Genomic DNA, 21,065 nt, shown 5'->3' with positions numbered 1-21,065 from the left:
AGTCTCACCTGGACGAGACAGCCGATCATGACCCAGCCAGGCGGTTCGTCAGGCGCAACGCAAGAGGATCGGTCCGGAAGACGTGCCATTCCTCGCGCTCGACGCATAACCCCTACAGAAGGTCGATAGGTTGGCCCGTGATCTCTCGGTCAGACCGAGATTGATCGCGGGCCTTCCGTCTTCTCAGTGCTTTGAATAAATGATGGCCGCAGATATCTGAGGAGATCGTCGGCGGCGTATCGGCTAGTTCAGCGGCGGGATTTGGTCAGCTGAAAAGGATCGGTGTAATGCCGCCCAGGGCCGCAGTCCCGACCGTCATGCCTGCGAGCAGAGCGGCCGGCGAGGTCTTGCCGGAGCGGCGCGCCGCGATGGCGGTGGCGCCTCCGGTCAGAACGGCGAAGACTACGGCGATGCAGATCTTGATCACCATGGTCCAGTTCACGACAACTCCCGAAGTATGGGGCCAACGGCCCGTGTTCCGTTTTTTGGCGATTTATCTACCAGGGGAGATGGGGCCAAGGTTGCGGGATGGCTACTCTGGCGCAAGGCGGGTCCACGCGGAACAACTTGGAACAAGATGAAGGTGTATGGCGACGAGTTCTGACGCCTGCGAGGCGTGCTGAACCACTCGTGACTTACGAGACAATTGGTACTTCGTCATCGGCGACGACTACAGGCGGTGCGCCAAGTGGACGCTCCTTCTTCTAGCTCCGCGCTCAGCCAGCTGAGCGCGGAGCTTCGCGATATCTATCAAAGATCCGGAAATCTCACATATAGGCAAATTGTCCGAGATTGGCCGGATCCTCACGAGATGAGCAATGCCACGCTCACGCGACTGCTAAAAGGGCAGTGTGTTCGTTTTCCGCGTTGGCGAACGGTCGCCAACTTCATCCGAGTCTGCCGGGACTCCCTGGAGAGCACCGATGTGAACGCTGACGTCGAGATCGGGACCTTGGAGGAGTGGCATGCCCGCTGGAAGCATCTTAATGATCTTCATCTTGGCAATGCCACTGCAGCCATCGGGCAATCTGCTTCGGTCAACGGGCTGAGCGCCGAGTCCCAGGTCGCGTACGTCCCCAGGCATGCCTCCGACTCAAGGCTCCTTGCAACATACGAGCACATACGGGTAAACCGCTGGTTTGGTCCGAGGGGGGCGGAGCTTCTTGACTGGGCGAAGCGGGGTCAACCCCTCGCCGCCTTTGAGCTGGGGATACTTCTGCTCTTGCGAGGTTTGCGAACGGAAGGCTCGGAGTCACTGCAACAGGCGGCCGGCCTTGATGATCGCCTCCAGTTGACTCTCAGGCTTCGCGAGGACGAGCAGCTATATGGACGCATTCCATCGGATATCTGTCGTCGAGTGGGAATCGGCTATGCCTTTGCGGGTTCGACGAATGTCGCCCGGCAGTGGCACGAGTATGCGCGCTCACTCAACGGGATTCCGATGATTGGGATTCTGGAACCGCCGGGCCGCCATGCGATGATCGACGACGTCATTGCATCGGTCCGACATTCTCCGCTCGACCCTGGCGAAGTTCTTCATATTGATGCTGTCTACCATGGTGTTTACGCTTGGACGCCAGAGTCCGAAGAGGAACACGAAATTCTTCCCATGCCTCCGTTGTCCTTGGTCGGTGCGAACACGGAAGGTGCATCAGTAGGACCGGTCAATCTGCCACCCCGCGCTCCGAAGGCGGGCCTGTAGCGAATCTTCTGCGTGAGGTGCACCGCGACCAGCAGTACCTCGATCGAAAACCCGGGGATCTGCGGGATCGGGGCGGGGGTTGCCTGTGGCCTGAACTGCTGGTCCTTGGTTGGCTTCCCCCGGGGAGACGATCTTTGGCCGGACGTGTTGGCGGCGACGAGTTTCTCCATAGGATGGAGCGGCCCGGGCCGCGTGGAATGACCTGGACGGATGTCGATGGCTACCCGCCCGGCCCCGTGTTCGAAAGCTGGAAGGACGCCCGCTCGGTTGCCGAACGAGTCGCTTGAAGACTTCCGAAATGAATGGAAAGCCTCGAATGGCGCCGAGCGAAGACCCTGAAGATGCTGATCGCATCTCAAGCAGGGGTCGACATCCAATACTGACCCGTATTCGGCCCTCAGCCGTCCCGGCTGCGGCCTGGGCCGGTTCCCGGACGACGCGGCGCGGGGCGTCCGCCGACCGGCACGGCCGCCGTTGGCGAGTTCGGGTGCGAACATCAGGTGCCCCATGGCTTCGGCTCGGTACGCGTTCTCGGCTCTGACCCATGAGACTGTTGCGCCGTCTACGCCTCTTCGCTGAGGCCACGCGTGGAACCTGCGTAAGCTGCAATATACGTTTCAGTTTATGAAACAGCCGCCTTCGGTCTTGCTTCCCCTGCTGCGTTCGGCCTTCCAGGGAGAACTGCTGGCCTGGCGGTTCTGCCCGAACTACTCGGCGGCGTATTCGGGGTGGAGGAGGCGTACATCTATGGTTCCTGGGCGGCGCGCTACAGCGGCGAGCCCGGCAGGGTTCCCAGAGACCTCGACGTCCTCGTCGTCGGTGAGGCGGACGAGGACGACCTCTACGGCGTCGCCCGGGAGGCGGAGCGGAGCCTCGGCCGGGAGGTGAACATCCGCCGGATGAGCCGGGTCTACTGGGAGTCCGCAGACGGCGATCCGTTCCTGGGCATCTGTGCGGTCCCGTCCGCGAGGTAGACGTGCAGAGGGATATCCCGAAAGTAGAAGCGATCATCGAGATCGCAGCGAAGGTAGTGGATCAGATGCAGCCCTTCTGAACGGGCAGGAACGATCCATGGCCTGAGCCAGACCGCCAGATCGTCTTCTCGCGCCGTGAGCTCTTCTTCGTTCCGTTTCGGAGCCGCTCGCGTCAGTTCCGGTTTCTCCCGTTCGGAGTGGGTCGCCCGGGTGCGGCGGGTGAGCAGATCTCCGACATCCGCTGGTGACCCGGCATCAGCTGCATCAGCGTTCGCCGAGGTCATTCCGCTGCTTCGCGGACCGTCGCGGGCAGTGTCCTGGCGCCGATCACGGCGAGGATGACGCCGCTCACCACGAGCGCGACGGCCTGCGCGACGGTCACGGCGTTCAGCGTCTCGGTGACCTGGTCGGCGGCCGGGTTCAGGGACGAGAGGCGCGACAGGATCACGGGCACGGTCAGGATCGCCAGGGCCAGCGGCACCGAGGGGGAGCGCCGCGAGGGTGCCGTCAGGTGTGTCACGACGTATCCGGCGCAGGCCACCAGGAGTGCCAGGCAGAACAGGCCGGAAGGCGGCAGCCATGACCAGGCCCAGACCCACGTGCCGGGCCACTGCGGCGAGCGGTGCGACGTCGTCATGGCCCAGGTCGCCGTCGTCATGATCAGGAAGAGCGCCGCTCCGGCGGCCAGGGGGAGCGCCGCCAGTCGTCGCCGATGGCGGTGCGCGGGGACGTCCCGGTGATAGCCGGTCAGCAGGGCGAGCGTGGGGATGACGAGCAGGAGCGCGTCCGTCCAGGACAGGGCGTACACGACAAGGCCGAGGACCGATGTCGCCTTCGCGATGCCGGGACGGCCGCGGACCAGCGCGACGTAGGCGACGATCCAGAGGGCGGACGAGAGATCCCTGGTCAGGTGCCACAGCCGTTCGGCCGACGCGGGCTCGCCGAGGGGGAGTTCGCCGGTCGGGTAGGGCAGGGGGAGGACGCCGTAGACGGCCAGGGTCTGCGCCAGGTAGACGCAGCTCATCGCCGCCTGGAAGGCCAGACCGATCAGGGCGGTCAGCCGGACGGTCCGGCCCCAGGCCCGGCTTCGCGGTGTCGATCCCGTGCCGCCTAGGCGGATGCGCAGGGCGAGCGCGGCCACGCTGGCGATCTCCGGCCAGCGTGGCCGCGCGTCGTCGTCGGCCGGTCCGGCGCCGTCGAGGAACGCCGAGACCATCTCCTCCTCGCGTTCGGCGCGGTAGGCCGCCGGCAGCAGCCGCAGCACGCGCCGGTAGCGAGACTCCAGGGCGGTCACGCCGTCCCTCCCGCGTGGCGGGCGCGCAGCCGCTCCGTCGCATAGCGGGCGGTCGCGGTGAGGCGGGCCGCCTCCGCCTCCAGGGCGTGAACGCCCTGGTCGGTGAGCCGGTAGTAGCGTCGCAGCCGTCCCTGATGGGCCTCCTCGCGGTCGAGCGTGACGAGTTCGTCGGCGGCCAGCCGGTCGAGCACGCCGTACAGGGTGCCGATCTTGAGTTGGACGCGACCTTCGGAGAGCCGCTCGACCTCCTGGACGATCCCGTAGCCGTGGCGCGCGGCGTCGGCCAGCGTGGTGAGGACGAGGAACGCCTGCTCCGTCATGCCCCGTGAGTTCATGCAAGGCAGCATATCCTGTTCAACAGGATATGTGTCACCGGGGAGGTAGCCGTTCTGCAGCACCCAGCTCACCGGAACCTCCTCGTTGCCCTGCGGGGCCTCGGGAATGTACTTGCTGAGCACGTGATCCGGGCTTGAAAGTCGCCGTGGCGCTCAGTGCGGTTTGGTCTTGCGGCCATAGGTCGCGCCGTGCGGCAAGCTTGTGGCGTGACTGCCCCGACACCTGCGGACGACCTCAGAGCCCCGCGGACGCAGGCCGGCCCCAACCCGCAACACCTGCTCACGACCCTGCTCGGTGAGTACCTCGACTCCTCGGAGGCCGATCTGCCGTCGGCGGCGGTGGTCGCGATGCTCGCGGAGTTCGGCATCAGCGAGTCGAGTGCGCGGGCCGCGCTGTCCCGGCTGACAAAGCGTGGGCTGATCGCCGTACGGGGATCGGCACGGCCGCCCGTCTACCACCTCACGCCGCAGGCCATCGCCCGGCATCGCTCCCGGATGGACCACTTCCTGAGCTTCGGCGCGCGGCCGCCCCAGTGGACCGGCGACTGGGTGACCGTCTCCTTCTCGCTCCCCCAGTCAGGCCACGCGCAGCGGCACGCAATCCGCAAGGCGCTGGGGGCGCTGGGGTTCGCCCGGCTGTACGACAGCGTGTGGATCCGGCCCGGGTCCGAGTCGGGCGCGGTGAACACGGTGCTGCGCGAGATCCTCGACGGCGTCGACGGGGGCCGGTGGTCGGTGATGCACACCCGGTTCGACGAGGAGGCCGGGCCGCACGGTCCGGCCGCCGCCTATGACCTGGCCGGCCTCGCCTCGGCGTACGAGGAGTTCATCGAGCGGTACTCCGACCTGCGGGTGGCCGTCCGCGACGGGCGGATCGACGCCACCCGGGCGCTGGTGGCCCGGACCTCGGTGATGGATTCCTGGCGGAAGTTCCCCGACGTCGACCCTGACCTGCCGGAGCATCTCCTGCCGGCGCGGTGGCCGCGCCAGGCCGCCAGGGAGTTGCTGCTGGAGATCCACTCGGCTCTCGGCTCGCTCGCCGAGGCGCGGCTCGTCGAGATCGCCACGCCATACTGGCCGGACGCCGCGTCCTGGATCACCCATTTCCGGGCGTCGGCGGACTCCCTCTCCGTTTCGGCCCGCGAGCGCGGCCGAGAAACTTTCATTCTCCGGGCGGCTGCCCGCCCGGCCGCCGGAACATCACCGGACTCGGGCCCGTCGGCAGGGTGATCTGCGTGTGCTCGCCTTTGCCCGTCCACGAGAACAGACCATCGATCAACGGGCCGAGTGCGATTGTTTGACACTTTTTATCACCGCAGTGATAGTAACTGCACGTTCTCGGGCTCCGTCGCGTGCCACCCCCGACGGGGCGCCGTATGTGACACCTTCGGAGGGTGAGATGAGAAAACGCTCGATCATCAGCGCGGGATTGGCGGCCGCGGTCGTTCCGTTATTGGCCGGAATAGTGGCGCTCACCATGTCGCCGGCCTCCGCCGCAGTCGGGGGTTCGGGCCCCTACCCCGCCGACTGGGACGGCAGCCTGTCGAACCACACCGTCTACCGGCCGGTGACCATCCCGTCGCAGCGACTCCCTATATATGTGTGGGGCAACGGCGCCTGCTCCGCCAACGGGTTGTCGCAGGCGAACTTCCTCCGCGAGATCGCCTCGCACGGGTTCCTGGTCATCGCGAACGGCAGCCCGAACGGCTCCGGTTCGACGACCTCCCAGATGCTCACCCAGTCGATCGACTGGGCGATCTCGGAGAACGGCCGCCAGGGCAGCGTCTTCTACAACAAGCTCGACACCGGCAAGATCGCCGTCGGCGGCTTCTCCTGCGGCGGGCTGGAGGCCTACGCGGTCTCCAACGACTCGCGCATCTCCACGACCACCATCTTCAGCAGCGGGCTGCTGAACGACGGTGACGACTACCAGCTCAGGCGGCTGACGAAGCCGATCGCCTACTTCATCGGCGGGACCGGCGACATCGCCTACCCGAACGCCATCGACGACTGGGGCAAGCTGCCCTCGGGGCTGCCCGCGTTCATGGGCAACCTGAACGTCGGACACGGCGGCACCTACGGCCAGACCAACGGCGGCGAGTTCGGCCGGGTGGCGGTGCTGTGGCTGAAGTGGCGCCTGAAGGGCGACACCACGGCCGGCGCGGCCTTCGTGGGCAACAACTGCGGCCTGTGCAACACGCAGTGGCAGATCCAGCGGAAGAACCTCGTGCTGGACGGCGGTCCTTCCCCGTCGCCGAGTCCCAGCCCGAGCCCCAGCCCGAGTCCCAGTCCCAGCCCGAGTCCCAGCCCCAGCCCGTCGCCCGGCGGCCAGGGCTGCTCGGCGACCTACACGGTGCAGGACCAGTGGGGCGGCGGGTTCGTCTCGTCCATCAACGTCACCGCGGGCAGCGCCGCGATCAACGGCTGGAGGTTGGCCCTGACCCTGCCCTCCGGCGCGACGATCACCTCGCTGTGGAACGGCGTCAACACCGGCACCAGCGGGTCGGTGACCATCACCAACCAGAGCTACAACGGGCGACTGCCGGCCGGGCAGAGTGCCACCCTCGGCTTCCAGGGCACCGGAACCGGAGCGGGGGCCACCGTCACCTGCACCGCCACCTGATATATAGGTGCGTCCGTCAGCCCGTGGCCGATCCCGGCCACGGGCCTTCGGCGTCGGCCGGTGAGTGACTCTCCGTGCCTTGATCGATACGATTCGTGGTGATCAAGGAATGGGGAGTTCACATGCGTGCCTTCTTCGCCGCGGCCGTCGCGGCCGTCCCGCTGTTCGCCGCCGGCCCGGCCGTGGCCGAGACACCCGTGGGGGCCCTGTCGCTCAGCAGGAGCGTCGCGGGGGGACCTCAGACGATCGTCACGCTCTTCTGCGATCCGGACGGGGGCACGCACACCACCCCGAAGCAGGCCTGCGACCTGCTCCGGCCGGTGCAGGGTGACCCCGGCAGGCTGGCGTACGACCCCCACCGGATCTGCACGAAGGAGTACCTGCCGCACCAGGTCATTGCCGTCGGCGTCTGGGCGGGCAAGCCGATCCGCTACGCCAAGACCTTCGGCAACCGGTGCGAGATGATCGCGGTGACGGGGGCCGTCTTCACCTTCTGACGCGGCGGAGCCGGGCGTCCTGCAGAGCCGGCGGGGTGGTGCCGTAGTTGTCGTCGGGGTTGAGGTCGATCCCCGGCGGCACGATCGCGTCGATGCGGTCGAGGACGTCGTCGGTCAGGTCGACGTCCGCGCCGGGCAGCAGCCCGTCGAGCTGCTCTGCGGTGCGCGGCCCGATCAGCACGGACGACACCGCCGGGTGCGCGCGGGCGAAGGCGATCGCGAGCTGCGGCAGGGTCAGGCCGGCCTCGGCGGCGAGCGTGGAGAGCTCGGCCAGCGCGGCCGCCTTGAGCCGGCCGGTCGGGCTCGTCGGGTCGTACCGGCCCGGCAGGAGCGTGGCGCGGTGGCCCGACTCCAGGTCGGCGCGGCCCGAGAGCCAGCCGCCGTTGAGGGGGCCGAAGGTGAGGACGCCGAGCCCGTGGCGCTGGGCGGTCGGGAAGACCGCCGCCTCGGGCTTGCGGGTGAAGACGGAGTACATCGACTGCTCGGTCAGGAACCGGTGGGTCCCGGCGCGCTGGGCCGACCACTGGGCCTCGGTGATCAGTTCGGCGGGGAACATGGAGGAGCCGAAGGCGCGGATCTTGCCGGCGCGGACGAGGTCGGTAAGCGCCGCGAGCGTCTCGCCGACGTCGGTCTCGTGGTCGGGGCGGTGCATCTGGTAGAGGTCGATGTGGTCGACGTCCAGGCGGCGCAGGCTGTCGTCGACCGCCTTGACGATCCACCTGCGGGAGCCGCCCCGGTGGTTGGGGTCCTCGCCCATCGGCAGCCCGAACTTCGTGGCGATCACGAGGTCGTCGCGGCGGCCCTTGACGGCCTTGGCGACGATCTCCTCGCACTCGCCGTTGGAGTAGACGTCGGCGGTGTCGATCACGTTGACGCCCGCGTCGAGGGCGCGGTGGATGATGCGGATCGCGTCGTCGTGGTCGGGGTTCCCCATGCTGCCGAACATCATCGCGCCGAGGGAGAGTTCGCTGACCGAGATCCCGGTCGCGCCGAGAGTTCTGCGTTTCATGTGGTCAGTCCACCAAGCGGGGCGGCCGGGCCGTGAGCCCGATCCTGCCGCCGCCTTGCCCGATCCTGTCAATCGAGGTGGTTGACTGGCGCGCATGGAGCTCCTGGACGAGATGCGGCGCCTGATCATGCGCCACACCGCCGACGGCCGTCAGAGGACGATCACGGGCGGGGTGACCATCGCGTCGGTGGCGTGTTCGCCCGAGCCGGTCGCCACGATCTCCGAGCCGTCGCTCGCGATCGTCGCGCAGGGGGTCAAGCGCACGGTACTCAACGGCGTCCCGTACCACTACCGCGCCGGGCAGTACGTCGTCGTGTCGGTCGACCTCCCGGTGGTCGGCCAGGCCCTGGAGGCCACGCGGGACAAGCCGTTCGCGGTCTTCAGCATGTCGCTGAGCCCGGCGGTCGTCGCGCCGCTGCTGCTGGAGGCCGCCGTGACCGGGCCGCCCCCGGCCTTCACCGGCCTGGCGGTGAGCGACGCGACACCGGAACTGCTCGATCCGGTCGTACGTCTGCTGCGCGTCGCCGACCGCCCCGACGACCTGCGGGTGCTGGCGCCCGGATACCAGCGGGAGATCCTCTGGTGGCTGCTCAGCGGCGACCAGGGCGCGCTCGTGCGGCAGATCGGCCTCGTCGACGGGAATCTCGCCCTCATCTCCCGGGGGATCCGCTGGATCCGCGAGCACTACCGGGAGCACCTGGTCGTCGCCGACCTGGCGGGGCTGTGCGAGATGAGCGCGTCGTCCTTCCACCGGCACTTCCGCGCGGCGACGTCGATGACGCCGGTCCAGTTCCAGAAGCAGATCCGGCTCCAGGCGGCCCGCACCCTGCTGATGACCAGGGCGGGGAACGTGGCGGAGGTCGGCTACTTCGTCGGCTACGAGAGCGCGTCTCAGTTCAGCCGCGAATACCGCAAGGCGTTCGGCGCGTCCCCCGGCCGCGACGCCGCGCAATTGGCGGCCATAGCGCAGAACGGGTGACCGTGGGTGGGCGCGCCAGACCCAGGGAGCGTCCGGACGCCGGGCCTACGGTCGGCGGTACGACATCCAGATGGGAGCCGTACCGTGCAGCTCAGAACACGCGTCGCCGTCATGGCAGTGGCCGCTTTCGCCGGCGTCGGCCTGTCCGCCGCCCCGGCGCAGGCCGCCACGTTGCTCCACTCCTTCGTCAATTCCTACGTGGGCGAGCTCTACTGCGTGGGCGTAGAGCGCTACTACGAGAACCGGAAGGCGGAGCAGGAGGGTCACGTGGGTGACTGGTACTACTGCGTGAACACCTCAACCGCGTGGGAGGTCTGGGAGCGCTGACCCGTCGGCGTCCGCGACGACCTTCAGGAGGCGTAGCCGCTCCTCGTGGCCTGGCTGGGGAGTGAACACGACCATCAGGGGGCCGGGCGGGGGCTCCAGCGGGTAGGCGTCCCACTCGACGGCGATGTCGCCGACGTGGGGGTGCCGGAAGGTCTTGGTGCCGTGGACGCCCTCCCTGACGTCGTGGCGGGCCCACATCCGGCGGAACTCGGAGCTGGTGACGCTGAGTTCGTCCACGACCGCACGCGCCCTGGGGTGGTCGGGGTCGGTGGAGACGGCGGCGCGCAGGATGCCGATGTAGTCGAGGGCCACGGATTCCCAGGCCGGGCACCGCGGCCTGGGGATCTCGTGGAACAGGGTGAGGAGCACGTTGCGCCGGTCGGGCGGAAGCCGGCGCGGATCGCCCAGCAGCGCGGCGGCCATGCCGTTCCACGCGAGCATGTCGAGGTGCCGGCTGGCGACGAACGCGGGCAGGTCGACCGCCGAGAGCAGCAGCCGGGCGTTCCTCGGCACCCGGTCGGCCGCGCGGCCGGGCGACGGCCGCGTCCGGCGCGTGAGCCGCGCCAGTCTCATCAGGTGGCGTCGCTCCACCTCGTCCAGGTCGAGGGCGTCGGCGATCGAGTCGAGGACGGCGTCGGAGGGGTGGGCGCTCCGGCCCTGTTCCAGGCGCTGGTAGTAGTCGGTGCTCAGGCCCGCCAGCACGGCGACCTCCTCACGGCGGAGTCCGTCGACCTTCCGCCGCGGGCCGGGCTCCAGCCCGAGGTCTCCCGGCGCCGTCTTCTCGCGCCGAGAGCGGAGGAACCTGCCGAGCTCCCGGGCGGCCGCCCACTCGTCGCTCATGGTTGAAGTTTGCATTACCTTTGCGGCGGGGTGGCGAACCCGTCGAATCCCCGCGAGGTCGGCGGCCGTGCGGCGTGAAAGTTTCATCCCGGCGACCGGGCCCCCGACATGCTGTGGACCGTGTGGGCGCCCGCGATCAGGCTGAGGCGCGCGAACGGGGGTCCCTATACTCCCGGGCATGTCAAGATCACCGTCGTCGTTCGACATCGCGTTCGGGCTGCTGCGCGAGGGCCGGCTGGTCGACGCCGAGCAGGTCATGCGGAAGGAAGCGCTGAAGGTCGAGCGCCGGCACGGCAGGGGGAGCCACGAATGGGCCTCCGTCCAGTGCGATCTCGGCAACGTCTTCTTCGCCTCCGGCCAGCTGGACCGGGCGGTCGACTGTTTTCGAACCGCCTGTTCCGGTACGCCGTCCGCCGACCACGAGACCCGCAAGGAGCAGCTGACCTACCGGCTCAACCTCGGCATGGTGCTGGCCGTCGCCGACCGGCTCGACGAGGCCGAGACCGAGCTGCGTCGCAACCTTCAGGAGCGCGAGGACTTCTACGGCCGGGAGCACCCCGGCTACGCCTTCGCGCTCGAACCGCTGGCCGACCTCCTGCTCCGCCGCGGCGACGTCGCGCGGGCCCGTGAGGTGATCGAGGAGGCGGTCGGCAACTTCTGGCGCAGCGGCCACGAGCGGGTCGCCGCCGCGCTGGCGGTGCGGGGGGAGATCATCGTGCTCGGCGGGGCCGATGAGCCCCCGTTCTCCGCGCTCGACCAGCTGCCCGACGAGGTGGTCGAGGGCATCGCGTACGCGGCCGTCGAGCGGTCGGGCCGCGACCCGGTGCTGGGGAAGGCCGTGCTCACCCGGCTCGTCGACGCCCTGGAGGCGCGTCTCGGGCCCGACCACCAGGCGACGCTCAACGCGCTCTCCCAGCTGGCCAACATCGGTGGCGACGCCGGCGACGAGGCCGGACGGATCGAGACGATCAAGAAGGTGCTCGCCTCCTACGACCGGCAGGGCCGCGAGCACGACGCGTTCATGGCGGCGCTCGCCCTGGCCATGGCGCAGGACGACGCGGGGGACACGACCGGGGCGCTCGACACCTACGCCCGGGTCCAGACCAGGGCCGACGGCCTCGGCCGTCCCGAGTACCACGCCCAGCTGCTGCGCAACTGGGGGCTGGCGCTGGCGGCGGCCGGTCGGCCCGCCGAGGCGGAGGAACGGTTGCGGGCGGCCGTCGGGGTGGCCGACCTCGGCACCGACCACGAGATCCTCGGCCGATCGCGGATCGCGCTCGGGCTCTTCCTGCAGCACGCCGACCGGCTCGACGAGGCCCGGCACGTCGTGGAGGCCGGGCTGGCGACGCTGGACGTCGCCCATCCCGACGCGATCACCGGGCGGAGCCATCTCACGGCCATCGCGGCCGGGCGGTCGTGCGGCTGCGGCGACGTCCAGGGGGCGATCGCCGACGCGTTCCGGGAGTTCGTCCTCGGCAGGCTGCCGGGGGATCTGCTGGCCGATCTCGCCGTGACCGTCGAGAACGGGGACTTCGCGATCAACGTCGACCTCAGGCGCGAACCGACCGAGGCCGAGATCGAGCACCTGAACCAGCTGCTGCAGAGCGCGACCGCGGAGTTCCGCGGCCGGCTGGTCGCCGGCGGCTGACGGTCCTTGCGTCGCTCTGCCTTCTTCGCGAAGGCAGAGCGACCGACACGGGGACCCAGGAGTGTGGTGCCACCCAGGCCCTACGACGTCGCGCTGAACAGGCTCGGCCCTGTTAGCGCTAGCACATCGTAGTGCGACCTCCCTTCGGCGTCCCGGCGTCTGGTGGTGCTGGCGGTGAGTAAATACAGCGGGCGAGACGGCGTCAAGGGCCTCCCGGGGCCTTGACGGCGCGCCGCCGCGTGCTGACAAGCCGTTTCGGCTTCCGTAAATTACGGCGTGAGCATGAAACTTGCAGCGGTCCGTCGTCGTTAAATTTTCGCCGCCCGCCGGGATCGGGATGCCTCGTCGCTCCCTGTCCGGACCGATGTGTGGCCCATCAGGCCAGGCGGCATGGCCGCCGAAAATTTCGCTCCGGTGTTGACATGTTTCGGTTGGGTTTCCACACTAAGTCTCCGAGGCGGTCGGCCCAGCCTGATGTGGTGATCAGAGGGTCGCCGGCCATGACGCCATCGTGGTGCGCGCCAGCGGTCTGGGTGCGGCGTCGTCCGCCGGGTTCCCGCATATCCCTCTTTCGGTGATTTCAGTTATGGAGTCAGGCATGGGTATGAACGCATTACCCTCATTCGGCCTTCGCAGAATCTTCGGCGCCGGTGTCGTGAGCGTCGTCGGAATCGTGGGCGCGGCGCTGATGGTGACAGTTCCGGCGGAAGCGGACGGAAGCACGCTGGCCGCCGCCGCGCAGGAGAGCGGACGCTACTTCGGCACCGCCATCGCCGCGGGCAAACTGGGCGACTCGCAGTACACGACGATCGCGAACCGCGAGTTCGACATGATCACCGCCGAGAACGAGATGAAGATCAACGCCACGGAACCCAACCGAGGGCAGTTCAACTTCACCCAGGGCGACCGCATCTACAACTGGGCGGTGCAGAACGGCAAGCGGGTCCGCGGCCACACGCTGGCCTGGCACTCCCAGCAGCCGACCTGGATGGAGCAGACGTCCGGGAGCTCCCTCCGCCAGGCGATGATCGACCACATCAACGGCGTGATGGGCCACTACCGGGGCAAGATCTACGCCTGGGACGTCGTCAACGAGGCCTTCGCCGACGGCAACTCCGGCGGACGCCGTGACTCCAACCTCCAGCGGACCGGCAACGACTGGATCGAGGTCGCCTTCCGCACCGCCCGGGCCGCCGACCCGGCCGCCAAGCTCTGCTACAACGACTACAACATCGACAACTGGAGCTGGGCCAAGACGCAGGGCGTCTACAACATGGTCCGCGACTTCAAGCAGCGCGGCGTGCCGATCGACTGCGTCGGCCTGCAGTCGCACTTCAACAGCCAGAGCCCCTACAACAGCAACTACCGCACGACCATCCAGAGCTTCGCGGCTCTCGGCGTCGACGTGCAGATCACCGAGCTCGACATCCAGGGCGGCTCGGCGCAGACCTACGCCGCGGTCGTGAACGACTGCCTGGCGGTCGCGCGCTGCACCGGCATCACCGTCTGGGGCGTGCGCGACAGCGACTCCTGGCTCGGCGCCAACACCTCCCCGCTGCTCTTCGACACCAGCGGCAACAAGAAGGCCGCGTACAACTCGGTTCTGAACGCGCTCAACGCCGCGACCCCGAACCCGTCGCCTTCGCCGACCACCTCGCCCAGCCCGGGCACCTCGCCGACGCCGACCCCCACGCCCACCACGGGTACCGGGACACAGATCCGCGGCCAGCAGTCCAACCGGTGTGTCGACGTGCCGGGCGCATCGACGACCGACGGCGTGCAGGTCCAGCTCTACGACTGCCACACCAACTCCAACCAGCAGTGGACCTACACCTCGGCCCAGGAGCTGCGGGTCTACGGCAACAAGTGCCTCGACGCCGCCGGCACCGGCAACGGCGCGAAGGTGCAGATCTACTCCTGCTGGGGTGGTTCCAACCAGAAGTGGACCCTCAACTCCGACGGTTCGATCAGGAACGTGCAGTCGGGTCTGTGCCTCGACGCCGCCGGCTCCGGCAACGGCGCGCTGATCCAGCTCTACTCCTGCTGGGGCGGCGCCAACCAGAGGTGGTCCCGCACCTGAGCACGACCCGCTTCTGATCGCATCGGTGAGCGCGGCCTCGATCGCCATCCTGACCCGCCTGGAGGACCCCAGGCGACGACGGCGAGGCCGCGCCACTGGCGCCTGAGTCCACCACCGGGTCTGGGTGATTTCGGGAGATCACCCAGGCCCGGGCGGGTGCAGGGCCCGGGTGCATCGCATGAGTGCCTCCAGCAGTGTGACGCGCGTGCTGTCGTCGAGGTCGGCGAGCATGTCGTCTTCTATGCCGTCGAGCGCGCGGTCGCACCTCCGCAGCGCCGCCCGGCCCTGACGCGACAGATGGACGCGCAGGATCCGCCCGCCGTCGGGGTGGGCGTCACGGTGGATGAGACCGCGTTTCTCCAGGTCGCGGACCACCAGGTTCATCGCCTGCGGCGTGACGAAGGCGATCCGGGCCAGTTCGGCCGAGGACAGGCCGTCACGTACGCGCAGTTCTCCCAGCGCCATGTATTCGGTCGTCGTGATGCCGTAGAGCGCGAGGGCTTCGTCGAGCCGGGCGCGGATGCGCCGCTCCAGCCGGTAGACCAGATAGCTCAGCCGAGGGGCGTCCGGTGCGATGGGGCGCGAGGTCACCGCACGACCATAACGGGCGATGTAAGTTTCCGGGCCTCTATATCAAGCTACTTGATAAGCAATGGCCCGATGACCAGCATGAGCAGCGCATTTCCATGATCGTTCGTTCGTGATCCCTTTCAGGCGAAGCTTGACCGGCCCTTCGTGCCGCTCGTATACCGGCTGGCGTCAGGACGTCGACCAGAGGAGGGCCGATGAAGCGATTGACCGCCGTCGTCGCCGCCGGAGTGGTGTACGCCGCCACGATCCTGGCGGCCGGACAGCCAGCGGCCGCTGCCACGCTGACCGAGGTGACCAACTTCGGCAGCAACCCCGGCAACCTGCGCATGCATCTGTACGTGCCGGACAACGTGCGGCCCAGCCCGGCGATCGTGCTCGCCATGCACGGCTGCGGAGGCTCCGGACCGGGGTTCTTCTCGGGCTCGGAGTTCCGGTCCCTCGCCGACCAGTACGGCTTCATCGTCATCTACCCGTCGGCGTCGAAGAAGGGCAACTGCTTCGACTCGTGGTCGGCGGCCTCGCAGGTGCGCAACGGCGGCAGCGACCCCGTCTCGCTGCTGTCGATGGTCAACTACACCCGGCAGCGCCACAACGGCGACGCCAACCGGCTCTTCGTCACCGGCAGCTCCGCCGGCGGCATGGAGACCAACATCATGCTCGGCAACTACCCCGACGTGTTCAAGGCGGGAGCGGCGTTCATGGGGGTGCCGTTCGCGTGCTTCCCGAACGAGGCCGACTACGTCCCCTCGCCGGGGGTCAGCGACTGCGCCTCCGGGCGCATCAACAAGACGCCGCAGCAGTGGGGCGACCTGGTCAGGGCGGCCTACCCGGGCTACAGCGGCCCTCGCCCGAGGGTCCAGCTCTGGCACGGCACCAACGACAACCTGGTCTTCTACGCCACCCACCAGCAGGCGATCGACCAGTGGACGAACGTGTTCGGGCTGAGCCAGACGCCCACCAGCAGTGACACGCCGCAGGCCAACTGGAACCGCCGTCGCTACGCCGACTCGTCCGGCACGGTGCGGGTCGAGGCCTACAGCATCCAGGGCGCCGGGCACAGCCTCCCGAGCGGCGGCATGGCCGCGGCCGCGATCCAGTTCTTCGGCCTGACCAGCGAACCGAGCCCGTCGCCGAGCCCGTCGCCCAGCCCGTCGCCCAGCCCGTCGCCCAGCCCGTCGCCCAGCCCGTCGCCGTCGCCGAGCCCGAGCCCGTCGCCGTCGCCCAGTCCCTCGCCGAACCCCGGTTCCGGCTGCCGGGTCACCTACGTGCCGAACACGTGGCCCAACGGGTTCACCGCCGAGGTCAGCGTCACGAACACCGGGAGCACGGCCGTCAACGGCTGGACCGTGACCTGGTCGTGGGCCGGCAACCAGCGGGTGACCAACGCGTGGAACGCCACCGTGACGCAGTCGGGCACGCAGGTCACCGCGCGCAACGTCAACTACAACGGCACCATCGCGCCGCAGGGCCGGGCCGGCTTCGGCGTGCAGGGCACCTACAGCGGCACCAACGCGAACCCGACCGGGTTCACGCTCAACGGCACGGCCTGCGTCATGGGATGAGTTCGTCCAGGACGCCGTCGGCGACCGTCCGGGCGGGGCGCACGTATTCTTCCGCGCGCGCGTGGAAGACCTGCTCCGCCCGGATGGCCGGCCAGTCGTCAGGGAGATGCTCGGCCGGCAGGTGCGGGTCCTGCCGGACGAGCTGCAGCCAGTCGGTGTGCAGCAGGAGCTGCCGCACGAGGTCGTCGGGGGCGTCGGGGAGCGGGTCGGGCACGTCCCATCGGGCCAGGAAGGCGCGGTAGCGGCGGGCGATCTGCTCGATGTCGAAGGCCTTGGCGACCAGGTCGGCGGCCTCGGTCGGCGTGTACGCGCGGGCGGTCAGCACCGTGACGTGGTCGTCGACGTCGAGCCCGTCGAGGACGCCCGTGACGTCTTTGGTGCCCGGCGTGATCCACAGCCCGCTCTGCAGCGGCCCGAATCCGGCCCAGACGAGACGTGAGCGCAGGTCGTGGCGGGTGCTCCGGCGGCTGTCGGGCAGCGAGAAGCCGACGACGGTCCAGGTGCCGTCCCAGTCGCGGTTGACCGCGCCGGTCTCCCAGACGCGGCGGCGGCCGTCGCGCAGCACGGTCTCGGCGTGGGGGGTGAGCCCGAGGTAGACCCGCCGGCCCAGCCGGTGACGCACCAGCAGGTTGCGTTTGACCATGCGCGCGAGCGTCGACCGGACGGCCTCCTCTGAGACGCCGAGGCGGGCGAACACTTCGATGACGCTGCCCGAGGAGATGGCGGTGCCGCGGTCGAGGGCGTAGACGCCGAGGAAGCTGAAGATCAGGGACTGGGGGCGCGCGGAGGGCGCGGCCGGTTCGTCGTCACCGCCGATGGTCACAGCGAAAGCGTAGACGGGCCAGATGTCAGGCACATAATTGACGAAAGTCAGATTTGTGCCCAAGGAGGGCTCATGAACGTCGGCGAACTCGTCGCCATCGACGTCCACACGCACGCCGAGGTCTCCGCCGACGGGCACGCCTCGCTGAGCGACGACCTGAACGCCGCCTCGGCGAAGTACTTCAAGGAGGGCGCCCGCCCGACGATCCCCGAGATGGCCGCCCACTACCGCGAACGCCGCATGGCCGCCGTGGTGTTCACCGTCGACGCCGAGCACGCGACCGGGCATCCGCGCATCTCCAACGAGGAGGTCGCCGAGAGCTGCGCGGCCCATCCCGACGTGCTGATCCCGTTCGCCAGCGTCGACCCGTGGAAGGGCAGGGCGGGGGTCAGGGAGGCCCGCAGGCTGGTGGGCGAGTACGGGGTGCGCGGCTTCAAGTTCCATCCGAGCGTCCAGGGCATGGCGCCGGACGACCGGGCGGCCTACCCCCTCTACGAGGCGATCGAGGAACTGGGCGTGCCGGCGCTGTTCCACACGGGCCAGACCGGCATCGGCGCGGGCCTGCCCGGCGGCGGCGGGATCCGGCTGAAGTACTCCAACCCGATGCTCGTCGACGACGTCGCCGTGGACTTCCCCGAGCTGCGGATCATCCTGGCCCACCCGTCGTTCCCCTGGCAGGACGAGGCCCTGGCCGTCGCCACGCACAAGCCCCACGTCTACATCGACCTGTCGGGCTGGTCGCCGAAGTACTTCCCGCCGATCCTCGTCCGGTACGCCAACACACTGCTCAAGGACAAGGTGCTGTTCGGCTCCGACTACCCGATGATCACGCCCGACCGGTGGCTGGCCGACTTCGACAAGCTCGACATCAAGCCCGAGGTGCGGCCGAAGATCCTCAAGGAGAACGCGGCCCGGCTGCTCGGCCTGAGTTGATAGTGGGCAAAGGATTGACGTCCGTCATGAATGTGCCTAACCTCCGGGCAGCAGGCGCAGCGGCTCACTCTCCTGATCGAGGAGCTCAGTCATGTCGGACCCATCGGTCTTACCCGGAAGCCAGGTTCAGCTCCGCCGCGCGGTGGCTTCAAGCTTCCTGGGCAGCGTCATCGAGTACTACGACTTCCTGCTGTACGCCACCGCCTCGGCGGTGGTCTTCGGGAAGGTCTTCTTCTCCACCCTCGACCCGCTCACGGCGACGGTCGCCAGCTTCGGCACCTTCGCCACGGGCTATCTCGCCCGGCCCCTGGGCGGGATGATCTTCGGTCACTTCGGCGACCGGCTCGGCCGCAAGCGCATGCTGGTCCTCACCATGACCCTGATGGGTCTGGCGAGCTTCCTCATCGGCGTGCTGCCCACCTACGACCAGATCGGCGTGCTCGCCCCCGTGGCGCTCGTCGCGCTGCGGATCGTGCAGGGCCTGGCGATCGGCGGCGAGTGGGGCGGGGCCGTGCTGATGTCGGCCGAGCACGCGACCAGCAGGCGCGGCCTGTGGGCGAGCTTCACCAACGCCGGCGCCCCGTTCGGCATGGTGCTCTCGACCGGTGCGCTGAGCGGCACCGCCGCCCTGCTCGACGAGCAGGCGTTCCTGAGCTGGGGCTGGCGGGTGCCGTTCCTGCTGAGCATCCTGCTGCTGGCCGTCGGGCTGTTCGTCCGGCTGCGGGTCGAGGAGACCCCGGTGTTCGCGGCGGCCGAGCGCACCACCCGGATGCCGCTGCTGGAGGTCCTCCGCGACCATCCCCGGACCCTGCTGCTCGGCGTGGGCGTCGGCCTGTCGGCCTTCGTGGCGCAGGGCACCCTCACCACCTACCTGATCGCCTACGGGGTGCGGACCGGCTTCGCCCGCCAGGACGTGCTCAACGGCCTGACGCTCTCGTCGGCGCTGGCCGTGGTGAGCATCATCGGGTGGTCGGCGCTCTCCGACCGGACCGGGCGTCGGCCGGTCGTGCTCGTCGGCGCGCTGCTGATGGCCGTCTTCGCCTTCGTGCTGTTCCCGATGGTGAACACCGGGAGCGTGGTCGTTCTCACCCTGGCGCTGGTGCTCGGCCAGGCGATCATCCACCCGCTCATGTACGGCCCGCTAGCCGCCCTCTACGCCGAGCTCTTCCCCACCAGGAACCGGTACACGGGCGCCTCGCTCGGCTACCAGTTCGCCGGGCTCGGCGCCGGTCTCGGACCGCTGCTGTTCGCCCAGCTCGACGCCTCGTCGGGCGGCGGCGGCACGACGGCGATCTCCATCGTCATCGCGGTCTGCTGCCTGGTGACCGTCGGCTGCGTGCTGGCGCTGCGGGAGACCAGCACCCGAGACCTCGCCGCCACCGATGCGTAACGCCGGGCTCGGCGGCTGGCCCGCCCGCCGCGCCCGGATGAGCCCCGGCCGGACCGCGTTCGTGCAGGCGGGCCGGCCGGTGACCTACGCCGAGTTCCACGAGAGAACCACCCGCCTGGCCTCCCGGCTGGACATCCGGCCGGGCGACCGGGTCGCCTACCTCGGCCCCAACCACGTCGCGCTGGCCGAGACCATGTTCGCCACGCACCTGCTCGGCGGGGTGTTCGTCCCGCTGAACTTCCGCCTGGCCGCGCCCGAGATCGCGTACATGCTGCGCGACTCGGGGGCCTCGCTCCTCGTCTACGACCCCGCCTTCGCCCCGGCGGAGATGGACGTGCCGGCCGTGGGTCTCGACGAGCTCGAGACGTGGATCGAGGGCGGCGACCCCGATCCGATCGACGTCGCGGTCGCGCCCGGCGACGTGGCGCTGATCCTCTACACCTCGGGCACCACCGGCAGCCCGAAGGGCGCCATGCTCACCCACGCCAACCTGGTGTGGAACTGCGTCAACATGATGATCGGGGTGGACCTGACGAGCAGCGAGGTGACGCTGATCAGCGCGCCGCTCTTCCACGTCGCGGCGCTGAACCAGACCCTCCTGCCGACCTTCCTCAAGGGTGGCACCTCGGTGATCATGCCGTCGTGGGACGTCGACCGCTGCTACGACCTCATCGAGGAACACCGCGTCACCTGGATGTTCGGCGTCACCACCATGTTCGCCGCCTTCGCCCGCTCACCCCGCTGGGCCGACGCCGACCTGTCGTCGCTGCGCACCCTCATGTCCGGCGGGGCGCCGATCCCGGTGGCGCTGATCCGCGCCTACCAGGAACGGGGCCTGGTGTTCTGCCAGGGCTACGGCCTGACCGAGACCGCCCCCGGCGCCACCTTCCTGGAGGCGGCCGACAGCGAACGCCGGGCCGGCTCGGCCGGGGTCCCGGTCTTCTTCGCCGACGTGCGGGTGGACGCTCCCCCCGGAACGCCCGGAGAGGTGCTCATCCAGGGGCCGAACGTGACCCCCGGCTACTGGGGCAACCCCGAGGCGACCGCCGCCGCGCTCACCGAGGACGGCTGGTTCCACTCCGGCGACATCGGGGTCATGGACGACGAGGGCCATCTGACCATCGTCGACCGTGTCAAGGACATGTACATCTCCGGCGGCGAGAACGTCTATCCGGCCGAGGTCGAGGCGGTGCTGTTCACCCACCCGGCGGTGGCGGAGGCCGCCGTGGTCGGCGTGCCGGACCCCCGGTGGGGCGAGGTGGGCCGCGCCTTCCTCGTGCCCGCGGCGGGCGCGGAGGTGACCGCCGGGGAGCTGACCGCCTTTCTACGCGCCCGGCTCGCGAAATACAAGATCCCCGTGTATTTCGACGTCGTCGACGCCCTTCCGAAGACGGGTTCCGGCAAGATTCGTAAACCGGAACTCCGCGCTCTCGGCGTCCCCAGATGAAGGTTTCAGCA

At 69.1% G+C, this 21,065-nt stretch carries 20 protein-coding genes; 13 read left to right on the top strand and 7 right to left on the bottom strand.

Annotated elements, in window-relative coordinates:
- Positions 1–265: 265 nt before the first annotated feature.
- A complete protein-coding gene (locus FDA94_RS39040) occupies positions 266–442 on the bottom strand; it encodes a hypothetical protein (RefSeq protein ID WP_170990824.1) in 177 nt (58 codons plus the stop codon).
- Between the two features lie 369 nt (positions 443–811).
- On the opposite strand from FDA94_RS39040, the gene FDA94_RS07590 reads away from it, so the two are divergent.
- Positions 812–1,702, top strand: a complete 891-nt coding sequence (locus tag FDA94_RS07590) for a hypothetical protein (protein WP_137246329.1) — start codon at positions 812–814, stop codon at positions 1,700–1,702.
- A 728-nt stretch (positions 1,703–2,430) separates the two neighbouring features.
- Positions 2,431–2,676 (top strand): nucleotidyltransferase family protein, encoded by a 246-nt coding sequence (locus FDA94_RS07585; protein WP_137246328.1) that lies wholly within the window; start codon positions 2,431–2,433, stop codon positions 2,674–2,676.
- A gap of 280 nt (positions 2,677–2,956) precedes the next feature.
- Here FDA94_RS07585 and FDA94_RS07580 read toward each other — a convergent pair whose 3' ends face one another.
- Entirely contained in the window at positions 2,957–3,970 is a 1,014-nt protein-coding gene (locus FDA94_RS07580) for a hypothetical protein (protein WP_137246327.1), read from the bottom strand.
- A complete protein-coding gene (locus tag FDA94_RS07575; RefSeq protein WP_246059620.1) occupies positions 3,967–4,305 on the bottom strand; it encodes a PadR family transcriptional regulator in 339 nt (112 codons plus the stop codon). The genes FDA94_RS07580 and FDA94_RS07575 overlap by 4 nt, the downstream gene beginning before the upstream one ends.
- Positions 4,306–4,512: 207 nt before the next feature.
- On the opposite strand from FDA94_RS07575, the gene FDA94_RS07570 reads away from it, so the two are divergent.
- From FDA94_RS07570 to FDA94_RS07560, 3 genes are all read left to right on the top strand, one after another.
- Complete coding sequence (locus FDA94_RS07570) at positions 4,513–5,535, top strand: PaaX family transcriptional regulator (protein ID WP_137246326.1); 1,023 nt, start codon at positions 4,513–4,515, stop codon at positions 5,533–5,535.
- 169 nt (positions 5,536–5,704) lie between these two features.
- Positions 5,705–6,928: a cellulose binding domain-containing protein gene (locus tag FDA94_RS07565; protein WP_137246325.1), complete on the top strand. Its 1,224-nt coding sequence runs from the start codon at positions 5,705–5,707 to the stop codon at positions 6,926–6,928.
- Between the two features lie 122 nt (positions 6,929–7,050).
- Positions 7,051–7,425: an SSI family serine proteinase inhibitor gene (locus FDA94_RS07560; RefSeq protein ID WP_137246324.1), complete on the top strand. Its 375-nt coding sequence runs from the start codon at positions 7,051–7,053 to the stop codon at positions 7,423–7,425.
- Here FDA94_RS07560 and FDA94_RS07555 read toward each other — a convergent pair.
- Complete coding sequence (locus tag FDA94_RS07555) at positions 7,415–8,434, bottom strand: aldo/keto reductase (RefSeq protein ID WP_137246323.1); 1,020 nt, start codon at positions 8,432–8,434, stop codon at positions 7,415–7,417. The two genes, FDA94_RS07560 and FDA94_RS07555, sit on opposite strands and share 11 nt — an antisense overlap.
- Before the next feature lie 94 nt (positions 8,435–8,528).
- On the opposite strand from FDA94_RS07555, the gene FDA94_RS07550 reads away from it, so the two are divergent.
- Together FDA94_RS07550 and FDA94_RS07545 are read left to right on the top strand one after the other, a co-directional pair.
- Positions 8,529–9,413 (top strand): AraC family transcriptional regulator, encoded by an 885-nt coding sequence (locus FDA94_RS07550; protein WP_137246322.1) that lies wholly within the window; start codon positions 8,529–8,531, stop codon positions 9,411–9,413.
- Positions 9,414–9,497: 84 nt separating this feature from the next.
- Positions 9,498–9,740, top strand: a complete 243-nt coding sequence (locus FDA94_RS07545) for a hypothetical protein (protein ID WP_137246321.1) — start codon at positions 9,498–9,500, stop codon at positions 9,738–9,740.
- Here the strand turns inward: FDA94_RS07545 and FDA94_RS07540 are convergent.
- Positions 9,711–10,580, bottom strand: a complete 870-nt coding sequence (locus tag FDA94_RS07540; RefSeq protein WP_137246320.1) for a helix-turn-helix transcriptional regulator — start codon at positions 10,578–10,580, stop codon at positions 9,711–9,713. The genes FDA94_RS07545 and FDA94_RS07540 overlap by 30 nt on opposite strands.
- Before the next feature lie 178 nt (positions 10,581–10,758).
- On the opposite strand from FDA94_RS07540, the gene FDA94_RS07535 reads away from it, so the two are divergent.
- Entirely contained in the window at positions 10,759–12,228 is a 1,470-nt protein-coding gene (locus FDA94_RS07535; protein ID WP_137246319.1) for a tetratricopeptide repeat protein, read from the top strand.
- Positions 12,229–12,883: 655 nt separating this feature from the next.
- The gene (locus FDA94_RS07530; protein WP_246059619.1) at positions 12,884–14,308 is read left to right on the top strand and encodes an endo-1,4-beta-xylanase; all 1,425 of its coding nucleotides are present in this window, start codon (positions 12,884–12,886) and stop codon (positions 14,306–14,308) included.
- A 138-nt stretch (positions 14,309–14,446) separates the two neighbouring features.
- Here FDA94_RS07530 and FDA94_RS07525 read toward each other — a convergent pair whose 3' ends face one another.
- Positions 14,447–14,899, bottom strand: a complete 453-nt coding sequence (locus FDA94_RS07525; protein WP_246059618.1) for a MarR family winged helix-turn-helix transcriptional regulator — start codon at positions 14,897–14,899, stop codon at positions 14,447–14,449.
- 194 nt (positions 14,900–15,093) lie between these two features.
- Here FDA94_RS07525 and FDA94_RS07520 point away from each other — a divergent pair, with 194 nt between their 5' ends.
- Entirely contained in the window at positions 15,094–16,461 is a 1,368-nt protein-coding gene (locus FDA94_RS07520; RefSeq protein ID WP_137246317.1) for an extracellular catalytic domain type 1 short-chain-length polyhydroxyalkanoate depolymerase, read from the top strand.
- Here FDA94_RS07520 and FDA94_RS07515 read toward each other — a convergent pair.
- Positions 16,451–17,284 (bottom strand): PaaX family transcriptional regulator, encoded by an 834-nt coding sequence (locus FDA94_RS07515; protein ID WP_246059616.1) that lies wholly within the window; start codon positions 17,282–17,284, stop codon positions 16,451–16,453. The genes FDA94_RS07520 and FDA94_RS07515 overlap by 11 nt on opposite strands.
- A gap of 72 nt (positions 17,285–17,356) precedes the next feature.
- Here FDA94_RS07515 and FDA94_RS07510 point away from each other — a divergent pair, with 72 nt between their 5' ends.
- The 3 genes from FDA94_RS07510 (at position 17,357) to FDA94_RS07500 (ending at position 21,054) form a co-directional block, all read left to right on the top strand.
- Positions 17,357–18,217, top strand: coding sequence for an amidohydrolase family protein (locus tag FDA94_RS07510; protein WP_137246316.1), 861 nt, complete (start codon positions 17,357–17,359; stop codon positions 18,215–18,217).
- A gap of 91 nt (positions 18,218–18,308) precedes the next feature.
- Entirely contained in the window at positions 18,309–19,607 is a 1,299-nt protein-coding gene (locus FDA94_RS07505; RefSeq protein WP_137246315.1) for an MFS transporter, read from the top strand.
- Positions 19,600–21,054 (top strand): acyl-CoA synthetase, encoded by a 1,455-nt coding sequence (locus FDA94_RS07500; RefSeq protein ID WP_137246314.1) that lies wholly within the window; start codon positions 19,600–19,602, stop codon positions 21,052–21,054. The genes FDA94_RS07505 and FDA94_RS07500 overlap by 8 nt, the downstream gene beginning before the upstream one ends.
- The last annotated feature ends 11 nt before the right edge of the window (positions 21,055–21,065 follow it).

The organism is Herbidospora galbida (assembly GCF_005233835.1).
GTDB classification, from domain to species: Bacteria; Actinomycetota; Actinomycetes; order Streptosporangiales; family Streptosporangiaceae; genus Herbidospora; species Herbidospora galbida.
The sequence above is the reverse complement of the archived record's forward strand: the minus strand, read 5'-3'. Positions and strand labels throughout refer to the sequence as shown.